Source organism: Acanthopleuribacter pedis, assembly GCF_017377855.1.
GTDB classification, from domain to species: Bacteria; Acidobacteriota; Holophagae; order Acanthopleuribacterales; family Acanthopleuribacteraceae; genus Acanthopleuribacter; species Acanthopleuribacter pedis.
In genome coordinates this window covers 17,920-42,558 of record NZ_JAFREP010000041.1, presented here as the reverse complement: position 1 = coordinate 42,558, position 24,639 = coordinate 17,920, and the positions used below count along the sequence as shown (strand labels likewise).

The 24,639-nt window shown below is 56.3% G+C and carries 11 protein-coding genes; 6 read left to right on the top strand and 5 right to left on the bottom strand.

What is annotated here, in order from left to right; all coding sequences use genetic code 11:
* Nucleotides 1-62 precede the first annotated feature (62 nt).
* Both J3U88_RS29785 and J3U88_RS29780 read right to left on the bottom strand, forming a co-directional pair.
* Nucleotides 63-1,577 (bottom strand): hybrid sensor histidine kinase/response regulator, encoded by a 1,515-nt coding sequence (locus tag J3U88_RS29785; protein WP_207862674.1) that lies wholly within the window; start codon nucleotides 1,575-1,577, stop codon nucleotides 63-65.
* A 437-nt stretch (nucleotides 1,578-2,014) separates the two neighbouring features.
* Nucleotides 2,015-3,673, bottom strand: coding sequence for a diguanylate cyclase (locus tag J3U88_RS29780; protein WP_207862673.1), 1,659 nt, complete (start codon nucleotides 3,671-3,673; stop codon nucleotides 2,015-2,017).
* 260 nt (nucleotides 3,674-3,933) lie between these two features.
* Here J3U88_RS29780 and J3U88_RS29775 point away from each other — a divergent pair, with 260 nt between their 5' ends.
* The 4 genes from J3U88_RS29775 to J3U88_RS29760 all read left to right on the top strand — a co-directional run bounded on the left by J3U88_RS29775 (nucleotide 3,934) and on the right by J3U88_RS29760 (nucleotide 12,179).
* Nucleotides 3,934-4,548, top strand: a complete 615-nt coding sequence (locus J3U88_RS29775) for a DUF4352 domain-containing protein (RefSeq protein ID WP_207862672.1) — start codon at nucleotides 3,934-3,936, stop codon at nucleotides 4,546-4,548.
* Between the two features lie 211 nt (nucleotides 4,549-4,759).
* The gene (locus J3U88_RS29770) at nucleotides 4,760-8,950 is read left to right on the top strand and encodes a hypothetical protein (protein WP_207862671.1); all 4,191 of its coding nucleotides are present in this window, start codon (nucleotides 4,760-4,762) and stop codon (nucleotides 8,948-8,950) included.
* A 420-nt stretch (nucleotides 8,951-9,370) separates the two neighbouring features.
* Nucleotides 9,371-10,084 (top strand): type III secretion system chaperone, encoded by a 714-nt coding sequence (locus J3U88_RS29765; protein WP_207862670.1) that lies wholly within the window; start codon nucleotides 9,371-9,373, stop codon nucleotides 10,082-10,084.
* 16 nt (nucleotides 10,085-10,100) lie between these two features.
* Nucleotides 10,101-12,179 (top strand): hypothetical protein, encoded by a 2,079-nt coding sequence (locus J3U88_RS29760; protein ID WP_207862669.1) that lies wholly within the window; start codon nucleotides 10,101-10,103, stop codon nucleotides 12,177-12,179.
* Between the two features lie 553 nt (nucleotides 12,180-12,732).
* On the opposite strand, the gene J3U88_RS29755 is transcribed toward J3U88_RS29760, so the two are convergent.
* Both J3U88_RS29755 and J3U88_RS29750 read right to left on the bottom strand, forming a co-directional pair.
* Nucleotides 12,733-13,248, bottom strand: a complete 516-nt coding sequence (locus J3U88_RS29755) for an Imm21 family immunity protein (protein WP_207862668.1) — start codon at nucleotides 13,246-13,248, stop codon at nucleotides 12,733-12,735.
* Between the two features lie 2 nt (nucleotides 13,249-13,250).
* Entirely contained in the window at nucleotides 13,251-18,545 is a 5,295-nt protein-coding gene (locus J3U88_RS29750; protein WP_207862667.1) for an RHS repeat domain-containing protein, read from the bottom strand.
* Nucleotides 18,546-19,285: 740 nt separating this feature from the next.
* Here J3U88_RS29750 and J3U88_RS29745 point away from each other — a divergent pair.
* The gene (locus tag J3U88_RS29745; RefSeq protein WP_207862666.1) at nucleotides 19,286-21,553 is read left to right on the top strand and encodes a patatin-like phospholipase family protein; all 2,268 of its coding nucleotides are present in this window, start codon (nucleotides 19,286-19,288) and stop codon (nucleotides 21,551-21,553) included.
* Between the two features lie 140 nt (nucleotides 21,554-21,693).
* Entirely contained in the window at nucleotides 21,694-22,395 is a 702-nt protein-coding gene (locus J3U88_RS29740; protein WP_207862665.1) for a hypothetical protein, read from the top strand.
* Between the two features lie 148 nt (nucleotides 22,396-22,543).
* Here the strand turns inward: J3U88_RS29740 and J3U88_RS29735 are convergent, their stop codons facing one another.
* The gene (locus tag J3U88_RS29735) at nucleotides 22,544-24,454 is read right to left on the bottom strand and encodes a carbohydrate-binding protein (protein ID WP_207862664.1); all 1,911 of its coding nucleotides are present in this window, start codon (nucleotides 24,452-24,454) and stop codon (nucleotides 22,544-22,546) included.
* Between the last annotated feature and the right edge of the window lie 185 nt (nucleotides 24,455-24,639).

Here is a 24,639-nt window from a genome sequence, read left to right as displayed (position 1 = left end):
ACCAGGACGGATTCCCCCCAGCCGCCGAGAAGGCTGGGTTATGCCTTTAACCCGAAAAAGGCTTAGCGAGACGCAAAGAGCTCAAGCATTAATCGCTCTAAGGTTAAGTACTTCAGCGGCTTGACCAAAACACGGGTCATCCCGGCCTTAAGGCAAGCGCGGTGAATCTCGGGATCCGTGTGCGCCGTTTGCCCGATAATGACGGGTTGGTGGAGCGGCGGCAAACCGGTAACCATGGCGTGGGCTGTTTCAAAACCGTCGAGACCCGGCATATTTAAGTCCAAAAAAACGAGGTCGTATTTTCGCCGCAGCGCTTTTTCCAGGGCCATTCGGCCGTCCGAAGCGTGGCTGACCTCGATGCCCATGCGACCCACAAACTGCTGGAGTACCAGCCGACTGGCGCCGTCATCATCAACAACCAGCGCGCGAAGCCGGCTTAAATCAACGTTTTGTTGCACCCGCGGCGCTTCATCGAAACCGTCAAGGGGCACGGTCAGGGTAAAGGTCGAGCCGCGACCCGGCTCGCTTTCCACATCAATGGTGCCATTCATGGCTTTGGCAAGTTGCAGCGATATAGAAAGCCCCAGCCCCGTGCCACCAAAGCGGGCATAGATACCGGCATCTGCCTGCTGGAAGGGTTCAAAGATGCGTTGTACCTCATCCGGCGTCATCCCAATCCCCGTGTCGGTAACGCGAAAGACGGCCTCTCCCGCTTGAGGGTCGTAACCCATCGAAAGGGTCACACTGCCTGCCTCGGTGAATTTAACCGCATTGGATAGGAGATTGAGCAGAATCTGCCGCAACTTTCCCTTATCACCGGAGAGCTGATCCGGTACATCTTTATCGTTAACAACCAAACGCGTTCCCGATTTGGCCGCCAACGGGCGGACCACCGCCACAATTTGCGCCACCGTGGTTTTCGGTTCGAAAACCACGTTTTCCAACGCGACCCGGCCGGCTTCCAACTTGCCAAAACGAAGCACATCGTTCACCAATTCCAAGGAAAGTTCGGAGGCGTCGCGAATCTCGCGGACCGCATCGGCGACCGTTTCAGGTAAGTCCTCGGCGCTCATTTGGTTCACCTGGTTCACAATACCGACCAGAGGCGTGCGAATCTCATGGGTAATATTGGCAAGAAGACGCCGCATATCGCGGCGCGCCTGTTCCAACTCCCCTTTCATTTGCAAAAGGTGTTGTTCGCGGCCTTTCCGATAGATACCGTACCGAATCACCCGCGCCAATAAATCCGGGGTGAGGTCCTCCTTGGCCACAAAGTCACCGGCTCCGGCGGCCAACGCCTTTAGGTCAAGTGTTTTATCCGATGACCCAGTCAACATAACAAGCAGGGCGTCCGCCCCAATGCTTCGTGCCTTGGCAATAAAATCCAGCCCAAGTTTTCCCTTGAGAAAGTGGTCAACGAAAACCACATCATAGTCGGTTTCTTCTAATTCCTTGAGTCCTTCGTCAAAAGAAGCACACCATTTAAGCGCGTACTGAGCGCCGAGCGCGATCGACAAACATTCATCGGTCAAACGATAATCGTCTTTATCATCGTCGACGAGCAATATGTTAAGCATAAATCTCCAAAGACACTACCGCGCGAACCAACCGGCCACCGCGAGGATAAGTTCTTTATATAAATGAATTCCCCTGATTATCTACTTTTTTATAACGGAAAAGACGGGTTCTGTCACCTGTTCTCTTCTCTTTTTTACGCCGAGCCGGGGACCTGCGCGACCGTGTCAATTGGGTGCGGCCGTGCGTTTTTACAGGCCGCTGCAGCCGAGAGGCCTTGCTAAAGTCACCGCGCGTAAAGGTGTTTCTTAGGTTCTTAAGTTCAATGTTGCCAAAAATCGGCCGTGCTCGCTTCTTTTTCGGAAACCTGAAGCGCTTTAGAAATGCCGCATCACATGTGGCGCCGCCTTCACCGCGGCATCGCGAAAGCGCTTGGTGGGCGCAATGCTCGCCAAAGGATCACAACGGGTTTTATCATCCCGGCAACAGGCTCTGACGATTACTCGTTGCGGTAGACCAACGCGCTGTTGCGGCCCGCCGCCTTGGCTTTGTACAAGGTATTGTCGGCCAGATGAATCATGTCTTCGAATTTGTGGATTTCGCCGCGGTCGGAATCGACCACGCCCACGCTTACCGTCATGGCAATCGTTTTACCGGACACGGCGAAGCTGTATTCCTGCACGGCCAACCGCAGCCGTTCGCCCACAATCCAGGCCTCGTCCTGGCCGGTTTCGGGCAGAATCATGGCAAATTCCTCGCCGCCGAATCGCGCCACCAAATCACCCTTGCGGCAAATCTCCTTGAGCAGGTCCGCCAAAATGGTCAGCACCTCGTCGCCGGTGGCGTGGCCGTAGGTGTCGTTAATGCTTTTGAAGTGATCCACATCGATCAACATCAGCGAGAAGCGGTGCTGCGCCCGTTCGTGGTGCGCCCAGAAAAATTCCATTTGGTTGTCGAAGTGACGGCGGTTGTAAAGCCCGGTCAGGCTGTCGGTGAGCGCCAACTCTTCCAGCAACTTGTTTTTCTCGTGCAGTTCGTCGATCAGGCGTTTAATGCGCATCTGCGCCTGAATTCGCGCCGCCAGTTCCTCGAACTTAAAGGGTTTGGTCACGTAATCGTCGGCCCCGGCGCGCAAGGCCGAGGCGATATCACTTTCTTTGTTGCGGCCGGTCAACATCAGGATCGGCGTGAAGGCAAATTCTTTTTTGGTACGAATGGTACTCACCAAATCCAGGCCGTCCCAATCGGGCAGTTCCCAGTCCAGCACCATCAAATCAACCACGGAATGCTCGCCCTGCAGGTATTTCACCAATTCCACGCCCAGCGAAAACTCCACCACCGAAAACCCCAATTTGTTGAGGTAGTGCGCCACCAGACGACGAATCGTCGGGCTGTCTTCAAGCACCAGCGCCGTTTCTGAGCGACGGTATTTCATTTCGACAATCAGGCGATCGATAAACCGCACCAACTGTTGGTTGGGCCAGGGTTTTTGGAAAAATTCCTTGATGCCCGCCGTAAAACCCTCGCGCAGCAGCTCGTTGCTGTCCAAGGAGGTAATCACCACCACCGGAATGTGCGCCGTATCGCTGGAGGCCGCCAACTGACTGCACAGTTCGTAACCGTCCATGCCGGGCATCAGCAGATCGGTGACCACCACGCTGGGATTCAGGACGGCCGCCACCTTGTGGGCCGAGGTACCGTCGGAGATAAAAAACAAATGATAGCCGGCACTGTTCAATTCGCGGAACAAAACCTTGCGGGCGGTGCGTGAATCGTCGATGGCCAAAATGATCTCGGAACGGCTGTTTTTGGCGTCGCGGGCGTAGCCGATAAATTCTTTAATCGACCCTACATCCAGCGGTTCACATAAAATCCCGCCGATTTGGGCGTAATAAGCCGAGCTTTTCAGCTTGTCGCGCGGGTTGATGTACACCATCACCGGCACACCGGAATCGTTGGCGAGCGTCAACACACGGTCAATGGCGTCGTCTTGGCGAGACAAACTTTCGCCGGGTACCACCACCGCGTAGGCTTCGCCGTTAGCAACCGCCAATTTGAGCAGGTCGTAGAGCGAACGCCAGTTCGACACCATTTTAACGGGCTCGGTGTAGCCGTGAAGGTCGTGTAAATCAACTTTAAAGCTGAGAATCGTGGGCATAGGCGTCATCCGTTCGGGAGCGAGGGTCTCGCGAGACCCGGGTTAGGTAGGTTGGGTGGTTACGTCTCATGGTAACCGAGCAGGCAAGGGTGGTGGAAATGCTTCTTAGGTTTGAACATCGCCGGCTTCCCGCGACAGCCGTCGCAAACCGCGTCGGCCAAGAATCTCGGGATTGTTGTGGAAGGTGGCTTCATTTTAGGCTAAAAGATACCGAAAGGCCATGTATCCAATTGTTTATTTCAAAATGACGAGCGAATTTTATGCAACCCGCTTGGAAACAGGACAGCAAAGCCGCCAACATTCAGCCCCGCCAAGTGCCGCAATTCGAGGCAGCCGGGGCCCAACTCGACGGCAAAAATTACCAAATTGCGCTGCGCCGTACCCTCACCCAAGTCACCCTCCTGGTACTGGTGGTCGGCTTGGCCGGGTTTGCCCTCATGTTCCGCGGCAGTTTGACCGGGGAAAAAACGGGGTTCGCTCAGTTCAAAACGCAGGACCTTAAAGCGGAACGCGACGCCGTTCGTCTGATGGTGGTGGAATCCAAACGAACCAACGAGTTGGAGGGCTGGATTTTTAACACCAAACCCCGAACCGACGCCCTCACCTTCCTCACCGTAAAAGTCCGCGTCAGAAACACGGCGCGCAAAAACTACAACCTCGACCCTTTCGGTTTCTCGGTGTTCACCTCGGACGGCGACCGCGTTAACGCATCGCCGAAAACACGGCACATGTCCGGCCGCCTCACCCCCACCGTCCTGAGCCCGAACGAGGAAGCCGAGGGTTTTTTGGTTTTTGAAATCCCGAAACGCATTCGCCCCAACTCGATTCAAATCAACGGTGGCAGCGGCATTGTCGCCAAGGTAAACCTGTTCTAAACCCCGGTTTTGAAATTCTTTTCTATCTTTTGGGCCCTTCCCGCGTGCGCTTTCGCTTCTCATCATTGATGCGATTTGACCGAAACCTTGGCGCGGGTGTACCGCACGATACCAACAGACCCGCGCGGCGATCCCACGGCGCCTTAATGCGCCGCCCCCACCGCGCCCCCGTTATGCTTACAAAAATTTGCTGCTGCTTTAGGAAGGATTTATGTTGCGCCTGCCCAACCTGTTCCTGATTAGTTTGATTGTTCTCGGCCTCGCGCCGGCATGGGCCCAAGGGCCGGAACGGGCCGTACCCGCCCCGTCCGAACTCGCCCAATGGCGCGATTGGATCCTGTACGCCCATCCCGAGGCGGCCTGCCCCGAGGCCGACGACCAAACCGTCTGCGCCTGGCCTTCCCGCCTGGTGCTGGACCTCACCCAAAGCGGCGGCACCTTTGAACAAACCTGGACCCTGTACCGCGACATGGCCGTCCCGCTGCCGGGCAACAGCCGGATTTGGCCGCGAGAGGTGCGCGCCGCCGGCAAGGCGATTCCCGTCATCCCCAGCCCCGACGCCCATGTCGACGCGGGCGCTGTTCACGTGCCCACCGTCTACTTGCAGGCCGGCACCACCACCCTGCGCGGGTCCTTCACCTGGACAAGCTCCCCCACCCAACTGCCGATTCCCGCCGCAACCGGCCTGCTCGATCTCAACTTGGAAGGTCGCCCTGTTCCCGAGCCACGCCGCGAAAACAACGGCACCCTGGTGCTGAGCGGTCGCCGCACCCAAGCCAACCAAATCGACAGCCTCGACATATACGTCTCACGCATTTTGCAGGAAGCGGTGCCCTTCGGCATCACCACCAACATCAAACTCGAGGTCAGTGGTCGCAGCCGCGAGGTCACCCTGCACAACCCGGAAATGCCGAACACCCGCCTCCTCCGTGTCAGTTCGCCGCTCCCCATGAAACGCAACGAAAACGGTGACTTGGTGGTGCAAGTCCGCTCGGGAACCTGGCCGATCCGTTTCCAAAGTGTCCAAACGGACATCCCCGAAACCCTTACCGTCCCCGAACCCGGCGCACGCTGGGCCGATCACGAATTATGGGTTTACCAAGCCAATGAAAAACTGCGCACCATCACCCCCCGCAACATGATCGCCGTCGACCCCACCCAAACCCACCTCGACGCCGCCTACCGCGGCTTCCCCTGTTTTTTTGCAGAACCCGGCCAAACCTTGCGCTTGGAAGAACGCCAACGCGGCATCGGCACCATCAAAGCCAATGACATGACCCTCACGCGAACCATTTGGTTGGACCAAAACGGCCGCGGCGCGACCTTTCGCGACGTCATCGATGTGAACCCCCACCGTGATTGGCGTCTGGAAATGCGCGATCCCTACCAACCCGGCAACGCCCAAATCCAAAACGTCTCCCAGCTCCTGACCGGCAACCCGCAAACCGGTTTAACCGGGCTCAGCTTGCGCGCCCCCACCAGCCACCTCAAGGTCGAAGGTCGCCTCGAACAAAAGCTCGCCAACTTGCCCGCCTCCGGTTGGAACACCGACCTCGACCGGCTGGTGATCGACATCAACCTGCCGCCCGGCTGGCGCGCCTTCACCGCCTTCGGACCCGAAACCGTACGCGGCGATTGGCTGCGCTCCTGGCGCCTGTGGCACCTGTTTTGGGTGTTGATCATCGCGGGCGCCGTCGCCAAACTCTGGGATTGGCGCCTGGGTGCCCTGGCGCTTGCCTGCCTGGTGTTGATTTACCATCAGCTCCATGCGCCCCGAGGGGTTTGGCTGTTCCTGCTGGTTTGGATCGCCCTTGCCCGTTACGTTACCATTGACTTTTTAAAACCAGTTATTAAAGTTGGAAAAAACCTAACCTGGTTACTCACCATGGTGTGGGTTACCGCCTTCATCGGCCAACAATTGCTGTCTTTCACCTACCCGCAATTGGAACGGGTGCGCCTGCCCGATTTAATCGAAGGGCGCCTCTCCGGTTCACCGAACTTCTCCCAGGCGGTCCGAACCGACGGCCACTTTGAACCACCGCCCATGATGGAGGAGGAGGTTTTTGAACAGAAAGGCAAACGGGCGGTGCAAAACTACATCTCCCATGCTCGCAAGCCCGGCACCAAAAAAAGCGACAAAACCCAAGGCGATATCCAGACCGGGCCGGGTGTTCCCGAATGGAAACACAACCACCTCCGCCTGACGTGGAACAACCCGGTCGACAAGGACGAATCGGTTCGGCTGATTCTGCTTTCGCCCTGGCAAAACAAGCTTTTAATTTTGGTACGCATCGCCCTTACCCTGTTGCTCCTGATCGCCCTGTTGCGTCGCGACAACCTGATCCCCGGCAAAACCACCCTCAAATCCGCCGCCTCGGCCGCGCTGCTGTTCGCCGCCGGTCCCTTGCTGGGCCAACAACAACAGATGCAGGTCGCCCAAAACCAAAACTTTGTGAATGAAGCCACGATGCCGACCGAACCGGATCAAACACTTCTGGAGCAGTACGAAGCGCGTTTGCTGCAAAAGCCGCCTTGTGGCGACAATTGCCTGTCCATCGACAGCGCCCTGTTGCGTGTGCGCGGCGGCACCGTGGAAACCACCCTCACCCTGCACGCGTTAACCCCGACCACCTTGCCCCTACCCGGTCGCCCCACGCGGGTCACCGACCCCGTCGGTAAAACCCCGCCGCTGTTCCTCGACGTCGACGGCATTGTTTGGGCTCGGGTACCCGCCGGCATTCGCCGCCTGACCCTGAGCCAACCGCTTCCCGAGGAAGGCAACCTGATCATCGCTTGGCCGCAACACCCGAAGCGTTTGGAAACCCAAACCCAAGATTGGCAGGTGATCGGTGTCGATGAGAACGGTCGCGTCGCGGGCCAAATCGAATTACGCCCGCGCCAGCCCGCAGAACAGGACGAGGCCGGCAAAACCTCGGAACGCATTCAAGCCGAGTCCTTTCTTCATGTCACCCGCACACTTACCCTCGGTCTCGACTGGACCGTGACCACCCAGGTACGCACCATCAACAGTGAATCCGTGCTGATCAATGTCCCCTTGTTGCCAGGTGAGCGCATCTTAACCAGCGATCTCAAGGCCGACGAAAACGGGGTCGCCGTTACCTTGTCCGCGGACCGCGGCGCCGTCTCATGGAAAAGCCGCCTGGATAAAACGGACAGCCTGGTGCTCCAAGCGCCCGCGGACCGACCCTGGACCGAAACCTGGCAATTAACCGCCTCTCCCCTGTGGTTGGTCGAATGGCAAGGCACCCCGCTGATGCACTACCGCAAGGAAGGCGCCAACCAGTGGTTCCCCAATTGGAAACCGCGACCGGGAGAGCAACTAACCCTCACGGCGCGGCGTCCCGAACGCGTCGGTGGGCGTACCCTGACCATCGACGAGGTCCATTTAAACATTGAAGCCGGCAACCGTTTGCAAACCACGCACTTCCGTTTCAACCTGCGCACCAGTACCGGCGGTGAATACCAGCTCGCCCTGCCCCCTGACGTGGAAATGCAGGAACTCACGCTCAACGGCAAAGAAACCACCATCATTGTCGAGGATCAAATCCTCAAAATCGGCTACTCCCCCGGCGAAGTCGCCATCGAGGGTTCCTGGCGGCAAAAACGCGAGGGCGCGTTTGTGATCGCATCACCTCAGCTCGATCTCGGCCATCCCGCGGTCAACATCCGCCATCATCTCAACATTGGATCCAACCGCTGGATTCTGGGTACCTTCGGCCCGCAAATGGGCCCCTCCGTTTTGTTTTGGCCGTTGTTCGGGTTGTTGATCCTGATCGCCGTCCCGCTGGGCCGCCTCAAACAGACCCCTCTGAGCCCCGCCGGCTGGTTCCTGCTCGGGCTGGGCGTGCTGCAACTGGGCATTTGGCCGCTGGCAATCGCCGCCACCTGGTTTTTTGCCGTCGGCTTCTATCACCGGGACGAACCCCGCCCCAAGAAGGGTTTGGAAATCCTCATCCGGCTGGCGTTAATCGGCTTCACCATGGTTTTCCTCGGCATCCTTGCCGCCGCATTGAGCCAGGGTCTGCTCGGCAAACCCAACATGTACGTGTACGGCCCCAATTACCCCGTCACCGATTTGGCCTGGTACAACCCGCGCGCCGACGGCGCCATCGCCCCCGTCGGGGTGGTCACCCTTTCGATTTGGGTCTACCGGTTCCTGATGTTGCTGTGGGCGTTGTGGTTGGCCAACGGCCTGCTGTCCTGGTTGAAATGGGCGTGGGCGATTGTGTTCGCACCCATGAAGCCGAACCCGCAACCCAACGGGCCGAAACCGGCAACCCGAGCCCCGGTCCAAAACCAACCCACCCCGGCGACCGCGCCCGCGCAAGCCAAAGCGGCCGATGAACCCCCGGCGGGTCGCACAACGGAAGATTCACCTTGACAACGAAACGGGCCGTCGCACCACGGCGGCCAAAAAAAATACCGGCAAGGGTTGGGCCCATTACCGGCATAAAGCTAGGAGAAAAATCGGGTAGCTAACCCTTGTGTTGTCAAGGACCGCTTCATTTGCTCAGGACAAAGTAGCGTTCCCATTCATACCTACGAGCCTGATCCAAAAATGTCCCAGATTTTTTTGAATTTCTTTTCATTTCCTTAAAAAACCAGGACCCAGCCCCGCAAAAAGGGCCGAACAAAAGAAAAAACCATCGCACCGCGGGGAAATTCATCAAAAAAACGCAAACATCCATTCAGGCAAGATCGCCGCCGCGAGAAAACATTTAACGTCGAGATGTTTTGCAACCGAGTCTCGCGGGAACTAGAATAAGGGTGGGTTACCCTATTTCACCATTGCAGGTGTTCGATGGACGACCAAGCGATGTCCCGCGAGATCGTGTCGGGTCTGTCCGAGGCGTTTGGCGGGCCCGCGGCACAGTTTAAAAGCGACGATTACGCCCACCTCGTTTACGAGCACCGATCTGTTTTGTGTTTTCAGTACCTTGCTGAGCGAAAATCGGTCGTGGTTTTTGTGATTTTGGGGCGCGTCCCCGAGCACGTGCTCGCCAAGGTGTTGGAACACGGCCTGTTTTCCAACCTGTTCTGGCAGCGCACCCGCGGCACCACCCTCGCCTACGACGACGCACGGCAAGCCCTCGTGCTCCAACAGCGTATCCACTTGGTTGGTCTCAACCCCGCCGATTTCCAGGAGAAGGTCACCCACATGGCCGAGGTTGCCGCCATGTGGACCGATCTCTTAAACCGGGCCGCCCAAACCACACCCGCCGAGGCGACGGCTCCCGGTTCACCCGCGCCCCTGCCGGCCGAGGCCGGAACCCTCAACGCGGCCGAACCATCCAGTTTTCAATTTGACCCCAGTCGGTTTGCATTAACCCGGCAGGTTTTACCTAAGAGGCGTGATAAGAGCGAGGGATTTTGGCTAAAGATCTGGAGCGAAATGGCTTGGAAAAGCGGACCGGGGTCGCGCGCGACCGCACCCGCCGGCCCTGAGCATTTTTACAGGCCGTTGCAGCCCAGAGGTTTAGCTAAAATCACCGCGTCAGCGCTTCTTAGGTTTTAAGGTAAAGGGAGCACCCATGGTGATTTCACGTTCGCAAATGCAAAGTTTCGCTAACAACATTGAAGATAAGTCAGCGCGGCTCAGCAAAATTAATAGCAACAAGGTGGTGGGCACCAACAAAGAAACCACCACCCAGGAAAACACCGCCGTGTTTAACGCTTTGAAGCAGACGCTGGAATCCCACTACACCCCGCAAATCGCCAGGGAAGCGATGGAAACCGTTTTTAATACGGAGGACTTGGAGCATTTCGACCTCGCCGCGCACGTTAAGACCTCGGGCATGACCGGGGACGACATCGCCCGCGTGCTCGGCGAGGCCGACGACCTTCGCAAAGAATACCTCTCCGGCCCGGTCGACAGGCAAACCGCCACCAAACTGATCATGAACAAACTCGACGAAGAGATCGTGTGGCCCAACAACCTCAACAACACCCAAAAGGCGTTGGTCCGCGGCGCCGTCGAGGATGTGGTCAACAAGTTCGCCGGCGTGCACGGCACCTCGGCCGACAAGGTGGCCGGCCTGATCGCCAAAACTCTGGCCCAAAAAGCCTCGGATATGAAACGCGCGGGCCAAAGCGATCAAATATCCAATTCCATGAAAGCCACCGCGATTGAACTCAAAAAAGCCATTGTCAACGACAGCCTCAATGCCGCCATTAACGGCGACCACTCCATGGGGAACGTGGTCCGCGCGCTGGCACCCAAACTGTCCATGGGCAAAACGGATTACGCCTCGGTTGAACGCGGCTTGCGGTTTGCCATGGTCAAAGACATGGTGGGCAAAATGCCCAATACCAACGTATCGGTCACCGTGAAACAGGAACAAAAAGACGTCGACCTCAAATCCATTTTCGATCCCAATACCAATGTTTGGAAAGACCTGAGCAGCGGCGACCGCGAGAAAGCCGTCAAAGCCTTCATGAAACTCCACGCGCAAACCCACGGCTACCAAAACAACGTGGAACTCAAGCTCAATCAATCCTCCGACTCGGCGGAACGCAACAAAATGTGGGGCACCAAAACCATGAACCTACGCGCCCAAACCATGGAAAGCAACGACCCCACCCTCATTTTCAAAACCCTCTCCCACGAGTTAACCCACTCTTACCAGTATTCGATCCTCGACGGCACCAACCAAAATCTGGACAAAATTCCCCAGGTGGTCAAGGACCGCCTTGATTTTGACCTGTCGACGCGCACCTTCACCAAACACGACCACCACGTGGAAGATTTCGCCCACAACGCCAACAACTACGTGCGTGATTTCACCGAACGCGGCGCGGTAGAAAGCGAATGGGTGGCCGGGCAACTCCTTCAAGGTTCCAACGCCTCGCTGACCGATTTCGTCAAAGTCACCAAGGATCTGCAAGACGGCATGGCCGGCCATATCCGCATGCAGGAATGGACCCAATCGCTCGACATCCAATCGAACCTGGCCTCCAACGCGGAAACGCAATTGGACGAGGTGCGCAACCTCACCGACGCCGCCAGCACCGCGCTGGAGATCGGCAGCATCGGCACCAACACGTCCTACCTGAAGGAAGGCGAACTGTTGCTGAACAACATCGATTTCTCGGGCATGAGCAAGTCGGACATCACCAAATTCAGTTCGATCACCGTCACCGACTTGTCGGATTTGCTGGGTCGGGTTCGTTCGTCGGACGAGGCAAAATTGTTTGCCCGCCAACAACTCCCCCGTTTCCAGTTGGCATTGGCCCAAAACACGGACAATCCCAAATTGGCGAAATCGACGGCCAACCGCGCCTTGAGCAACATGACCGAACTGCTAAAAAGCGACATGCCGGTCCCAAAACGGCTGGAATTCCTGAGCAACACCGCGGCCTTTATCGAACTTTCGTCGGGCAGCAACAGCCGCGACAAAGTGGACATGCTCAAGAGTCACGCCGAGGACATCAGCAAGTTGTTGGAAACCTCCGACAACAAGTTCCACCACGACAAAGCGTTGGAAGTGCTCCAGGAGATGCTGGACACGGCGGTGCGCATCGACAAAAAAGACCGCTACGGCCAAAACATCCAAATCATCAAAGACACCATCGACAAGGTAACCCAAAGCCGAGACCAACTGATCCAGTAGACAAGGCACGCCACGGGCAAGCGACCCGAGGTTTCTACAATCCCCTGCAACGAACCGAAGGGTGTTGCGACAAGTATTAAGCAAGAGTGCGAGGGGAGCGTGTTGATCAACAAAGTAGCTTCGAAATCCAAAACCTAGGCTCCAAAGCCAGGTTTTTTTGTATAGTTCCCACGGTAGCTCTGATCAGTCAGGTACCTCACCTCATCGAAAAAAGCGAATCCGGCCGCGTTTTCGAAATGTACTGGATGACCGAAAAAGAAACCCTACAAGTAAGCATATCCACCCAATCACCTCATACTAACGCTTCTCCTTCTCGCTCTCTAAAATAGGAACTTTTTTCTAAATTTAAAAATCACAGATCCACCAAAATTCACTAAAACATACAAAAGGGCCGCCAATCACAGCCCCAGTTCAAAATGAACATTTCTTTTGTGAGTGAAAATCAGCTTGGGTTAAGATGCTTAGTGAGTCTGATCTCTACCGCGCCCTCACCTATCAAACGATCACATGGATTATTTCTGCCAGTATCAGTACTTTTTCCACATCGAGAACATCAATCGCTGCTCGAGCTTAGTTTGGTGATTACGTGTAGTAGTAATGCTGTTTCTGAATCTGGCTCGTAAAGCTTAGTCGTAATATCATAAACTCCTGGGTTCAATTCTAATCGCAGAGATTCTTTGATATCTCCTCCACTTAATGAAGCATCAAAAACTTGAAGGTTTTTACTCTCTACTCGGAACCTAACCCTACCTATTTCAGGTATGGATTGAAGATTCAACGACCGGAGATGGCTTTCCACCGAGGCTTGATCCGGCGCCCATTTCCAGCGAACAAATATGCCATAAGTTTGCTGGTGGGGAATGTAGGAAAGGGGGTTTGGTTCATCGCCAAAAATAACGGCTTCTCCATCACCCACCCTCAGTATTGAGGCATAGTCTTCGACCTCACATGCACGATCATAATCGGTTTTCTTTGGATCAGTCACCGAAGAGTCGACGCCGCCCCAGGCTGAAAGTATGCGCTCTTCTAATAAACTGAGAGGTCCCCCAGAGGACTCAATCCAATTCATGACTAATTCTCCTTTGTAGCCTGTCTAACCTGTCCGCCTTGACGCTGACTACACTTTTTACAATGAGGCATTAGAACCTGCGGCTCATTATTTTTATTCATCTTGCTTGGTGGTTGGTGATCAGGGATAAAATCACCGCTCTTAGTTCCAGGATCTTTCGTACCACACGTATGGCAACCATCTTTTCTACCAAATACATTGATCTTATCCCGCTCTGCTCTGGTGAACTTTTTATCAGGGCTTCTTGCAGGAACTGATCCCTTTGAATGGGGACCAGGTTGAAGAGTGTCGCGCTTTTTTGCAGCGCCTGCAGCATCTGCAGCGGTATCAGCCGCATCGGCAGCCTTTTTCGCATCGTTTGCCTTGTCAGCCGCTTTAGCTCCGTCGACAATTTTATCACCAGCACGGGCAGCTTTGATAATTGATCCTGCACCGCCCGGAACAAACGGCGTTGCTGCTGCAATCCCGTCGACAACCACACCGCCCGCATCAATCGTCGCATCCAGCCAGTTGCCTTCTTTGACGTTGTAGACGAACGACGCGACGCCGATACCAATGTTAAACGCGTCCCAGGCCGTTTCCACCGCGTTTCCATCGGGATCGTAAGCATTGGCTGGGTTTTGATACGCATAACTGTAGAGGTTGTAGCTGTTGGGTAAATACGGGTTGAAATCGCGGCCCGCGTCAGGCTGCAGGAAACAACCCATCGTCGGCTGATAGAAACGCGCTTTCATGTAAACCAGGCCGGTGTTGTCTTCGTCGTGCCCACCAAAACCGTGAGCGCCCTCGGTGTTCATTGCATTGACCATGGGCGTTCCAAAAGGCTCATAATACTGAGATTGAATCGCCTCTGTTTCCGCGTCCCAGGTAACAACCGGGTTCCCTAAGCGGTCGTGGAATCGATAGGTTTCCGCGCGTCCTCGCTGATCGCCGTTTAACGCGAAGGTTTCTTCGTCGACGTAAACCGCTTTGCCGTCGAAGATGACGTATTGCCGCCGCGCCGTGAGAACGCCTCGGGTTTTGGCGTACGTGCTGACATCTTCCTCGGTGAGGATAGAACCATTTAGGTCCCGAACCGAATAGGTCACCTTGTTCGCGACCGTTTCTAACGCGGCAACGCGCCGGCCGAACGCATCGTAAAGGTAATATTCCTGCCAATTAGCTTCATCAGAGATCGGTTTCTGAACCATATGGGTTCGTTCGAGCCGCTCAAACCGGCCTGCCGCGTTGTAACCCAACACATAACCTGGTTTCTCGATCAACCGGCCGGCTCGGTCATAAACCTTGCCCAGGGCATCGACATGAAAAGGGTTGCCGTTACTGTACTGTGCAGAAAAGGAATCAAGGGTAAGGCGACCGCTGCCTACATCCACATTTAAACCAGATCGATACGTCAGGTTCCCAACCTGGTCGTAGCGGTAATCGATGGAATCCGAACCCATGGTGAGTTTTTCGAGTTGGCCCAAGTCCGTGTAGCCGAAAAAGAACAAGCGGGGACTGAAAAGCCGACCCTTCCCAATGAAGTGGTCAATAAAGCCAAACGCGTTGTATTGGATAAAGGCTTCGCCGTGGATCGATTTGCCGCCGGCTAATGGGTCCCAGAGACGATTTAGCCTAGGACGGCCCAAGCTATCGACCCGGTGAATCGCGTTGGTGCCAACATTAGGGTGTTTCTTGGTTTTTCGAGCGCCTGCCTCGAACGCGTCAAGGTAGTCATGGGTTGAGGTGAACACCTGCCCCCCAAACGCGGCACGCATGGCCGATTCTGGTGCGCGCATGGCTTGCAAGGTTTCAGCGCAATCTTGGGCTTGACAACGATCAAGATCGTATACGGCAGTCAAGTTGTTGCCATTGTAGGGATGATAGCGTCCACTGGTGACAACCTTGACAAAGTCCGGGCCACTGGCGTGGTTCGGGCCAAAGCCATAAAAAACGTCATAAGGGGCGAAGTCGAATTCGTAGCCAAACGCCGCAAAGCCGCCATTTGGGTGCTTGGTCGACGACACGCGGCCCAATGCGTCGTAGGTGTAGTTGACGGTGTAAACGTGGGGCTCACCCTGGTCGCTGTAAGGCTGTACGCTGAAATCGGTGTGTTCCAAGCGCGGTATCTGAACGCTGTAGGCTTTGACGCGGTTCGCGCCGTCAAACACGTCAAAGGTGATCGTCACTGGGTGTTCGTGACGGCTGTATTGAACTGCTTCGGTCAAGCGGTTACGGGTGTCATAGTCAAAAAACGCGGTTGGCACGAGGACGTTGGGTGCCTGGGTCGTTGCGCCAAGACGTTCGATGATGCGGCCTGCATCGTCGTATCGCCACACGCGGCGCATCTTCTTGTCATTGACGCTGCCGTGGTATTGCTCTCGCAGCAGGCCGTATTCGTTGTATTCGTAATGAATCGGCCACTCGATTTCGGGGTGGTTTTCCAGCACCAGGTCGCCCAGCAGGTTGGTTACGGTGACGCGAGCCAACGATGCATTGTTGAACGGCAAGGCTGTTTTTTCGATGCCGCGTGCATGACTGCTGTACGTAAAGTGAACGGCTTGGCCGTTGGTTTCGGTTTGCACCAAACGCGCGGCGATATCGGTTTCGCTAACTTGTGTCTTGGTTGAAACACGGGTTCCCGGCAGACGCGGCTCAATCGGTAGCGCACTATAGTCCCGCGTCTGCGCTTGCGTCGTTTGGGTGATCACCGTCGAACCGTTCCCGGTTGTTTGATAAACGAAATCGGTTGCCAACAACTGAAGGTCGTCGCGGGTATCGTGGTGTTCGGTTCGGGTGGGTCGCCCGAGGACATCAAAGTGGTAGGTCCAGCGACCGTTTTCTGCTTCGATGGTCTCTTTCAACCCCAGTGGTGAGAAGCCATAGGTACGGGTGTATTCCGTGTTGGGCGACGTGCGGCGTACCTCATCGGTGGTCCGTCCCCAATCGTCTAGCGTCAACGCTTCAACTGGAATTCGTTCAGCTTGTGTGCGTGTCGCAATTGGGAAAGGTTGATCGGCCGGAAAGCGTTGTGCTTGTGACAATTCGTAGAAGGTGGTTATTTTTGAGGGAAAGGAGCCTGGTGGCGTGTATTCGGTTTTTAGCGGGGCTGTATCGGGAACATCGACACGGGTCACACGAAAATCGTTATCGTAGCCATAAACCGTGGTGACGCCGTCCACGGTTTCGTTGGACAAGGTGCCGTCAAAGGCAATCGTGCGTGAAATCGTCGCGTTTTCCGGCAAGCTGATCACGCTTGCCTGCCCGAATTGGTATGCGGTGAACTCGGTTGGGATTTTTTGACCAAGCGGTTGGGCCGTATGAAGCAGGCCGAGGTTCACACCGGTTTGGTAATAGCTGTAGCTTTCGGTTAGGTAGTTGTCACTGTCCTGCCGGCGCTCAACCTTGGTCGGGAACGGGCGAAACACATCTTCATATCGGTAGGTTGTCCGTGTCAGCAATGTTTCGCCGCTTCCCTCACTCAAGATCTGTTCGTCTTCAGTGAGCAGCGCCAAGGCGTATTGGTGGATGGTTGTATCGCGATCCCAGCCAAAATTTTCAACGAAGCGGTGATCGTAATCAAACGTGCGGATCAACCTTACATCGCTGTCGCGGGCCTGGCGAGAGATCCTGGTGGGTTGAAGAAAGGCTGCCTTGAAATCTTGCGGCTTCCAGGTGCCGTTCTCGCACCATGAATATTCATAATTCGTATCAATCCACTGACCATCGATTTGTTGTGCGTATTGACGCACCGCGCTGACGGAAACCGGGTCGCCGCCCGCGTGGCCGCCAATGTTCAATTCACGGGTGTATAACCAGGATTCGCGAAGTGTGGAGCCGCGATAGGTTGTCTCTTTTTCGCGAGCGCGCCCAACCAAGTAGCCGTTGGCAAAGGTTTGAAAATAGGTTTCAAAGATGGGGGCATTGATGTAACTCGTTTTGCGGGTGAAGACATGATTGCCGTTGAGCTGTTTCACGGTGACGTCAATCCGTCCTTCACCGGAGCCGTTGCCGCGTTCCTCGTTGATGGACCACTGTCGGTAGGTAAATTGGTATCGACCGCCGCTGTGACGTATCTCGCTGATGCGGGTGAACGATCGACCGCGCAGCTCCAGTTCCACACAATCATCATCGCGAACGGCGCGACAGTTTGCGTCATCCGCATGAAGGTACAGAAACAACTCGGTGTCGTAGTCGTACTCAACGGTGCCACCCGTGGGCAGTGTCATCGCGGTAATCACCGGCTTGGATTGGCCAATGTCGGACGTGGTGAACACGGTTTCGTAGCCCTCGGGTGTAACCACCTTGTGCAGTACGGTGTGCGTCGAACCGCCTGCCGAAACCTGCTGATAGCGAAAAGATTTGAGCAGTTTGGATTGATTGCCCGCTTCCAAGGTGATACCCGCGAGGTTGTTTCCTTCGTAGTCAAAAACTAAACTGCGCCCATAAGAATCAGTCACTCGTTCAATTCGCGGCATATCGGGAAGGGTCCCGTCGGGATCGGTTCCGCCAACGTAGGAAATCGTGATGGCACGCCCGTTGGGGGCGCGAACCGCGGTCGGATGAAAGGTGACCGAACTTGCGTTGTTTGCGTTCGTCACCAAACGCGTGGCGCGGTATTCCGTGCGCCGGCCGTTGGGGTCAAGAAGGTAATAGGGTTGACGGGAAAAACCTTGGAGTGAGGTGCCGTCATTGAGGCGTGCGCGGGTGATGCGTCGCAATTGGTCATCGATGAAGTGGACATCGACCTGGCTGGGCATGCAGCTGCCACCGACACAGGTATCCGACGCGCCGCCGTTATTTGGATCAGCCTGAAAAACACCGTCGCGACCAAATGTCGCCACGTTGCCCGCTGTATCAACAAAACGCACGCGTTCCCAATCGGATGATCCTGGCGACCCGTAAATGGCATTGCGCGCAATGATGTAGCCGAGATGGAAATTCCAACCCTCGCCAAGAACCGACGACAGGTTTGGCTCATTCATTGGACACAGTCTGAAACCGCTCTCGTCGTTGCAAACCTTCTGCTGGTAAGACTTGTAAACCGGTCGAAGGCTCATTCCACCAACGCCGATCGGGTCCAAAATAATGTTGAGCTTGCCGGTGAACTCGTTCACGCTTGAATACGGGGCTGAGATATTCAGGCCCAAATTATCAGAATCGGAAGACAGAGGTGAGACACCGTTTTGGGGTTCGGTTATGGCTGGATTCCGTTGCTCGGCAGGAGGTGTGTGTTCCTCATCAAAACCCGTCAGAGAGGCGAAAATACAGCTAAGAAATAGGGATATGGTCGTTAGATATTTCAATTTGGTTGTCATGTAGGTTAGCTCCTGTGGAATAGATAGGGGAGATTGAAAGTATTAGCTTCGCCCACTAGATCCGGGTTTTGGGAGGGGAAGGTGACACCGTCACACCAATACAAGCTTAGGCCACTCGTTCCACATAAGACTGAGCGAATGCGTCAAACGAATTGAGTTGTCACTGTTTCCATGCGCCGATTAAGCGAGGCTTATTGGAAGGCAGGGTTGGTTTGGGTTGGGGGTCAAGTTCTGTTCATTCAGGGGAAAGGACCGCATGTCAATGGGCGGAAATTCGCAGGAGAATTTGTCGGTTATTTGATGTTTTTTTGCGCACGGATCGCCCTAGGACCTCGTCTAACTGAGAAAGGTCGGGACGGGCGTCCAAGGGAGCACCGACAGGTGCCCCTGGAATGTTCCGTGGGAATGGAGTCCTTACCGGTGATCGATAGTTTGTAAGCCTACCAACGAGGATTACGAGAGGCACAAGAAAATGCTTTTTTTTGCGGACTTGGGATCGGCCGGCACGTTTTCGGCGATAAAAAGCGTCTCTCGCTGCCCATGAGAAACAGCCCGCGGCGCCAACAGCCGGCGTCTCCCTCATCGCCTAATCAAGCAACTATTCACAGACCCAAGTCCCATATCGGGGGTCAGCCGGTGGGGAGGGTCGCGGCGGGCCGCAAAGGTCGCGAATTCCTGGCTTTCAGCCTGGGGCATGGGTAAACTGCTAAGAATCCAATGTCATCATTTGCGAGGCTTTTATGCGCCTTTTGCTCAAGCATTGTCTTACGCGAGGGTTTCGCGCCCCCCGGTTACGCCGCCTCCCCACCCTGCTTTGGCCGTGCTTGCTGTTGCTGTCGGCAACGGCGCACCCCGTTTTTGCCCAGGAACTTCCCAACGCCACCCAAAAGGGACCGCGTATCGGTCTGGCCCTCAGTGGCGGCGGCGCGCGCGGTTATGCCCACTTGGGCGTTTTGCGCGTGCTCGAAGAACAGCGCATTCCCATTCATGCCGTCGCCGGCACCAGCATGGGCGCCATGGTGGGCGGCCTCTACGCCGCCGGGCTGCCCCTCGAACGCATCGAAGCGATCATGGCCGACCTCGATTGGCCCGATCTCTTTGACGATGAACCCGCCCGCCGCGACCGCACCTTTCGCCGCAAGGCGGAAGACCAACGCTTCCTCTTCGATTTTGAGATCGGCATCGGCCGCGACGGCGTACGCCTGCCCACCGGGCTGAGCGCCGGCCAAAAGCTCAACTTCTTCCTGCGCCGCCACACGCTGGGCGTGGCCCACCTCGCCGATTTCGATCAACTGCCGATCCCCTACCGCGCCATGGGCACCGACATCGTCACGGGCGAATCCGTTGCGCTCCACCGCGGCGATCTCGCCAAGGCCATTCGCGCCAGCATGGCCCTGCCCGGTATGTTCGCCCCCATCGCCATGAACGACCGGATGTTCGTCGACGGCGGCGTGGTCAACAACCTCCCCATCCAAGTTCTCAAAGACATGGATGTCGACGTGATCATCGCCGTGGACATCGGCCTTCCCCTGCGTGAACGCGAACAAATCATCACCATCATGGATGTCTCTTCCCAAGCCATGGGCATCCTCAGCCGCAAAGAGGTGGAACAGCAACTCGAACTGGCCGATTTATTAATCGTGCCCCCCATTAGCGATATCGGAACACTCGACTTTGCCGCCACGGCCGAAATCCGCAACCGCGGCGAACAAGCGGCCCAGGCGGTCGTCGATCAGCTTACCCAATGGTCGGTTTCGGAATCCGCCTACAACAGCTACCAACAGCAGCGCATCCAACCACCGCCCAAACCGCAACACGTGGTGTCGCTGGACATCGTCGGCCTCAAACGCGTCGACGAACGGGTGGTGCGCGGTCAGTTGCGGCTCAAGCCAGGTGACCCGCTGGACCTTCCCAAGCTGCGCCGCGATCTGGACCGGGTGTTCGGCCTCGGCGATTTCGAACTGGTCGATTTCCAACTAAAACCCGCCGAGGGCGGCTTTCATGTGCGCATTCTGATTCGCGAGAAGTTCTGGGGACCCAACTACATGCACTTCGGGGTCAACACCAGCATCGACGACGACCAAAACACCCGCATCCTGCCCCTGATCAACTTGACCAACACGCGCCTCAACGCGCTCGGCGCCGAATTGCGGACCGACTTCATCTTTGGCGATATCCAGCGCCTCAACAGCGAATTCTACCAACCGCTCGATTTCGGTGGGCGCTTCTTCATCGCGCCCCAAGTGGGCATTGATCGCGATAAATCCCAGCTCGCCGCCGGCGGTGAGCCGGTGGAATTGGAAACCATCTTTTCCCGCTTCACCCTGGATCTGGGCATCAACCTCGGCGCCTACGGGGAATTCCGTACCCGCTATGTCACCGCCAAGTACGACGTTGATTTCAGCCCACTCGATTCCCCGGAAGCCAACGCCTTGGACGGCGTCACCCTGGGCGGCATTTCCACCTCTTTGGTCATTGATCGCCTCGACAATCGCGCCTTTCCCAAACAGGGCATGCTCAGCACCTTGAGCCTGCTATCCGTTCGCGAGAAGATGGGCTCCGATGATGATTTCGACTCGGCAACCTTCAACCTTGTGTTCACCAAATCGTTCGGGCGCCACACCTTTTTGGGCTGGCTCGAAACGGCAAGCGGCCTCAAAAACGAGCCCCTGCCCTTTTATGCCCAAAGCAGCATCGGCGGGCTTTTCTCCTTTTCAGCTTATGAACAAGGCGAGTTGATTGGCTCCCATTACGCGATTCTGCGACCCACTTATTTGTACCGTGCCACCAGCCTTCCGGCGCCGATTGGGGACGGCGTCTACCTGGGCGGCTGGCTCGAAATGGGCAATATGTGGCAGACACGTGACGCGGTGGACTTTGGCGACCTGCGCTACACGGCAACCTTCACCCTGGGCGCCGATACCCGTGTCGGGCCGGTATACCTGGCCGTGGGCATTGCCGAAAAAGACCGCCACAGCTTTTACCTCAGCATTGGCCCGTCCTTTTAACCCAAACCACTGTCGCCCCGAACCCCCGCGTTCGCAGCTAAGCTAAATTTTGTTTCCATCCACACAATGATTTTAAAAAAAGAAGGTCGCTCGCGGCCACGTTTTACCTATTCCTCTTTGAACTGATGATGGATGTTTCGGTGAAAAACATCGCATTTCACTTCGTGCTGATTTGCGCCTCTCTTTTGGTTTGCAACCGGCGCCGCGTGAACGCGCTGGTTTTCAGCCTCGACGCCACACCGGCACAAACCCTGCCGCCCCTTTTTCGTGATCCGCGCCGCGAAAAAATCGCCCAAATGCTCACCGCCGCGGTCATGGTCGCGGCCTCCGGTTTCATGTTTAATAAAGCCGTCAGCATCGACCAACAGCGCCGCGATGTCACGCCTACCGCCCTCGACGGTACTTACCGCGTCATTGCCGTGGATCAAGGCGAAGGCCGGCGACCGGTCACCTCGGCAGATCGCAACCTGTGGCACAGCTTCGTGGTCGCGAAAGGGGGTCGATCCGGCGGGGTCAAACGCATCGACGGCAAGGTTTCCCGTCGCGCCTTTCGCATTGACGAACAAAACCAGAGCATTCGCCAGATCAACCGCTGCCAAAACAAACGCACCAAGCCGGTCATCGATGCACTGCACACGCCCCGCGCACTGTTCACCCACGCGGTCGATTGGCCCACGCCCACCTTGCACTATTGGTGGTCGGAACAACAGCAGCTCCACCTGTTTGTGCCGACCGAGGGCGACGGCCACTGGGTCTACACCCTGGAAAAAATCGAACCGGCCTACTTCTTGGAAGAACGCGGTTTCAACTGGGTCAACAGCCTGCCGTTCCTCATCCGCTGACCCCCATGACGCGGGAGCATGGGCGGCCCCGACCGGCCAGGCTGTGCCGGCGCGGTCTTAATGGTCAAAGAAGCGTTCCCCGATGGTCTCAATACCACCGGGGGACGCTTGACGCCAACCCATCAGGCGACGTCGCAAGGATGAGAGATTAAGGATTGATGGGACGGAGCCACCAGCGCGCGCTCCACCAACCGGCCTCACTTTCGCTGACCTCGGGGATCTGGCGTTCGTAATTCAACGTTTTGTTGGGGTCAATCACCGGCCGCAACCAAATCGTGCCGAGGCCGTGGTATTCCCACAGCCAGTCCGCGTGCTCCAATTCCGCCCCCAGTGGCCCAAAGGACAAGCGTTCGCCGTCGAATTGGAGGTACTGCTCGCGATCATCCGGGTGCCGCAAACGGATAGTCGGCTCAGCGGCAGCCCGCTCCAACACCCACACCGAGTATTCACCGCCGCTCCGCGAATAGGTCACCTTGCCCTCCACGGTGCTCAGAAATCCGCCGGTGATCCATTCGTTTTCGATGTGGAACGGGGCCGATACCGTCGGCAGGCTCTCCCGTTCGCAACGAATCCAATCAAAGGCAAACCATCCGAAATCGGCGAGGACCGTGAGGGATTCGGTACCGGCGGGCAGGTCGATTTCGGTGGACACTTCCCGCCAACCGCCCCTGGTATTGGGAATCGCCAAACGCGTCAGGATCACCCCATCCGCGGCCAGGTAAACATTGCCCCAGGAATGACGCGAAGCCACGCGCAGGGTCACCGTTGCCGCGGTTTGCTCATGGGATGCAATGGGATAGGTCATGTATTCACCACCCATAATCCAGTCGACGAAGTAACCCTCTTCGAAGGCATAGGCGCGAATGTCAACATCGCCGCCGCGGTATTCACCAAAGAGGTTGCCGGGGGTAAAGTCGAAGGCGCTTTCGTAATCCTCGGCCTCAACATGTTGCGGCCAAATGATTTCTCCCTCAAATGGCACCCGGTGCGACCGTCGGCCCGACAAAAAGCCGATCCGCTCGCGCCACACGCGGGTGACATCCTGCGCGTCCTCGACCCCGAACAGGCGCCCCTCGTTGTCGGCCACCGTGGGGGTGGAGTAGATGCTGATCGAATTGCCGCACATGGCGGTGCCGGCGTCAAAGGAATAACCCGGCTGATAGCCAAAGTTGTAGCCGCTCGTGTTGTCATCGCGACAATGGCTCGCACCCACGTTATGTCCGATTTCATGCCGGAGCACCGTCGGCCAAATCACGCCGTTGACACTGATATCACCACCAACCGGCGCATAACCACCGGCACTACCGGGTGCATCGGTCGGCATTTGCATCAAGGCAATGAGGTCTGGTGCCAGCGCTTCGATCTCCTCGGCAAACCATTCCCGCCCGTCATTCAAGGCTTCAACGATGATTCCGGGGTTTGCGGGGTGGGTGGCGGCGCCGACAACCCGCAAGAAGATGTCCTCGACCCCACTATTTAATAAGGAAGTATTCACCGTTTCCACTTGGAACAGCGCTTCCCGCTCGATATCGCCGACGGTCTCCGCCGCACGATCCGAGAAACCCACCAGTACATCCACAATGGCGCGACCGCTGCCGTCCCGTTCGGGCAACACCGGCAAAATGTCGGGATGTTTGTTGGTGCGTGCGGAAGCATCGTGGGATTCGTGCGGGGCGACGCAAACCTCGGCGGGCCGTCCCCGTTTATTTTTGGTGTTGGTGCGACGTGCGCCGGTTTCATCAATAGAAACCGAACGCGTGTAGAGGTCGAGCAGACCCACCAAGGTCTCCGTCTCGTGATCCAGGACAGCGGTAAGGTTGCGCAATTCGATAACGGTCACGCCGCCGGGTTCGGTGACGATGCCGCGAACCACCTCGTAACGGTTATCGCGGCGTCGTTCGGTAATTTCAAAGGATAGGGGTGTCGCCCCGAGTGAGAATGTTCCCACATCAAAGGTGGCGAGTTGACGAAAATTTTCGGTTGGGTTTTGGGCAAAAGAAAGAGACAAAACGCCCAATAATAAAAAACACAGACCCTGTTTCAAACAAACGAAAGTCATGGTTTCCTCCTCAAAATCGATGTGCCGTCGTGCATCAACGGCAAGGTTGTATAAAGGATTTTGTGAGGAAGGCCATAAGCCGGCAACGGGCAAACACCTGTGACGAAAGCGATTGGTCAAGGATGAGGACCCGTATCGGGTCGGCCCCTAGGAGACCATGGTCATCGCATCAATGAATGATCGGA

Bases quoted from the DNA above. Each gene is read 5' to 3' on its own strand.
- J3U88_RS29785 (WP_207862674.1), bottom strand. From the start codon at position 1,577: ATGCTTAACATATTGCTCGTCGACGATGATAAAGACGATTATCGTTTG.
- J3U88_RS29780 (WP_207862673.1), bottom strand. From the start codon at position 3,673: ATGCCCACGATTCTCAGCTTTAAAGTTGATTTACACGACCTTCACGGC.
- J3U88_RS29775 (WP_207862672.1), top strand. From the start codon at position 3,934: ATGCAACCCGCTTGGAAACAGGACAGCAAAGCCGCCAACATTCAGCCC.
- J3U88_RS29770 (WP_207862671.1), top strand. From the start codon at position 4,760: ATGTTGCGCCTGCCCAACCTGTTCCTGATTAGTTTGATTGTTCTCGGC.
- J3U88_RS29765 (WP_207862670.1), top strand. From the start codon at position 9,371: ATGGACGACCAAGCGATGTCCCGCGAGATCGTGTCGGGTCTGTCCGAG.
- J3U88_RS29760 (WP_207862669.1), top strand. From the start codon at position 10,101: ATGGTGATTTCACGTTCGCAAATGCAAAGTTTCGCTAACAACATTGAA.
- J3U88_RS29755 (WP_207862668.1), bottom strand. From the start codon at position 13,248: ATGAATTGGATTGAGTCCTCTGGGGGACCTCTCAGTTTATTAGAAGAG.
- J3U88_RS29750 (WP_207862667.1), bottom strand. From the start codon at position 18,545: ATGACAACCAAATTGAAATATCTAACGACCATATCCCTATTTCTTAGC.
- J3U88_RS29745 (WP_207862666.1), top strand. From the start codon at position 19,286: ATGCGCCTTTTGCTCAAGCATTGTCTTACGCGAGGGTTTCGCGCCCCC.
- J3U88_RS29735 (WP_207862664.1), bottom strand. From the start codon at position 24,454: ATGACTTTCGTTTGTTTGAAACAGGGTCTGTGTTTTTTATTATTGGGC.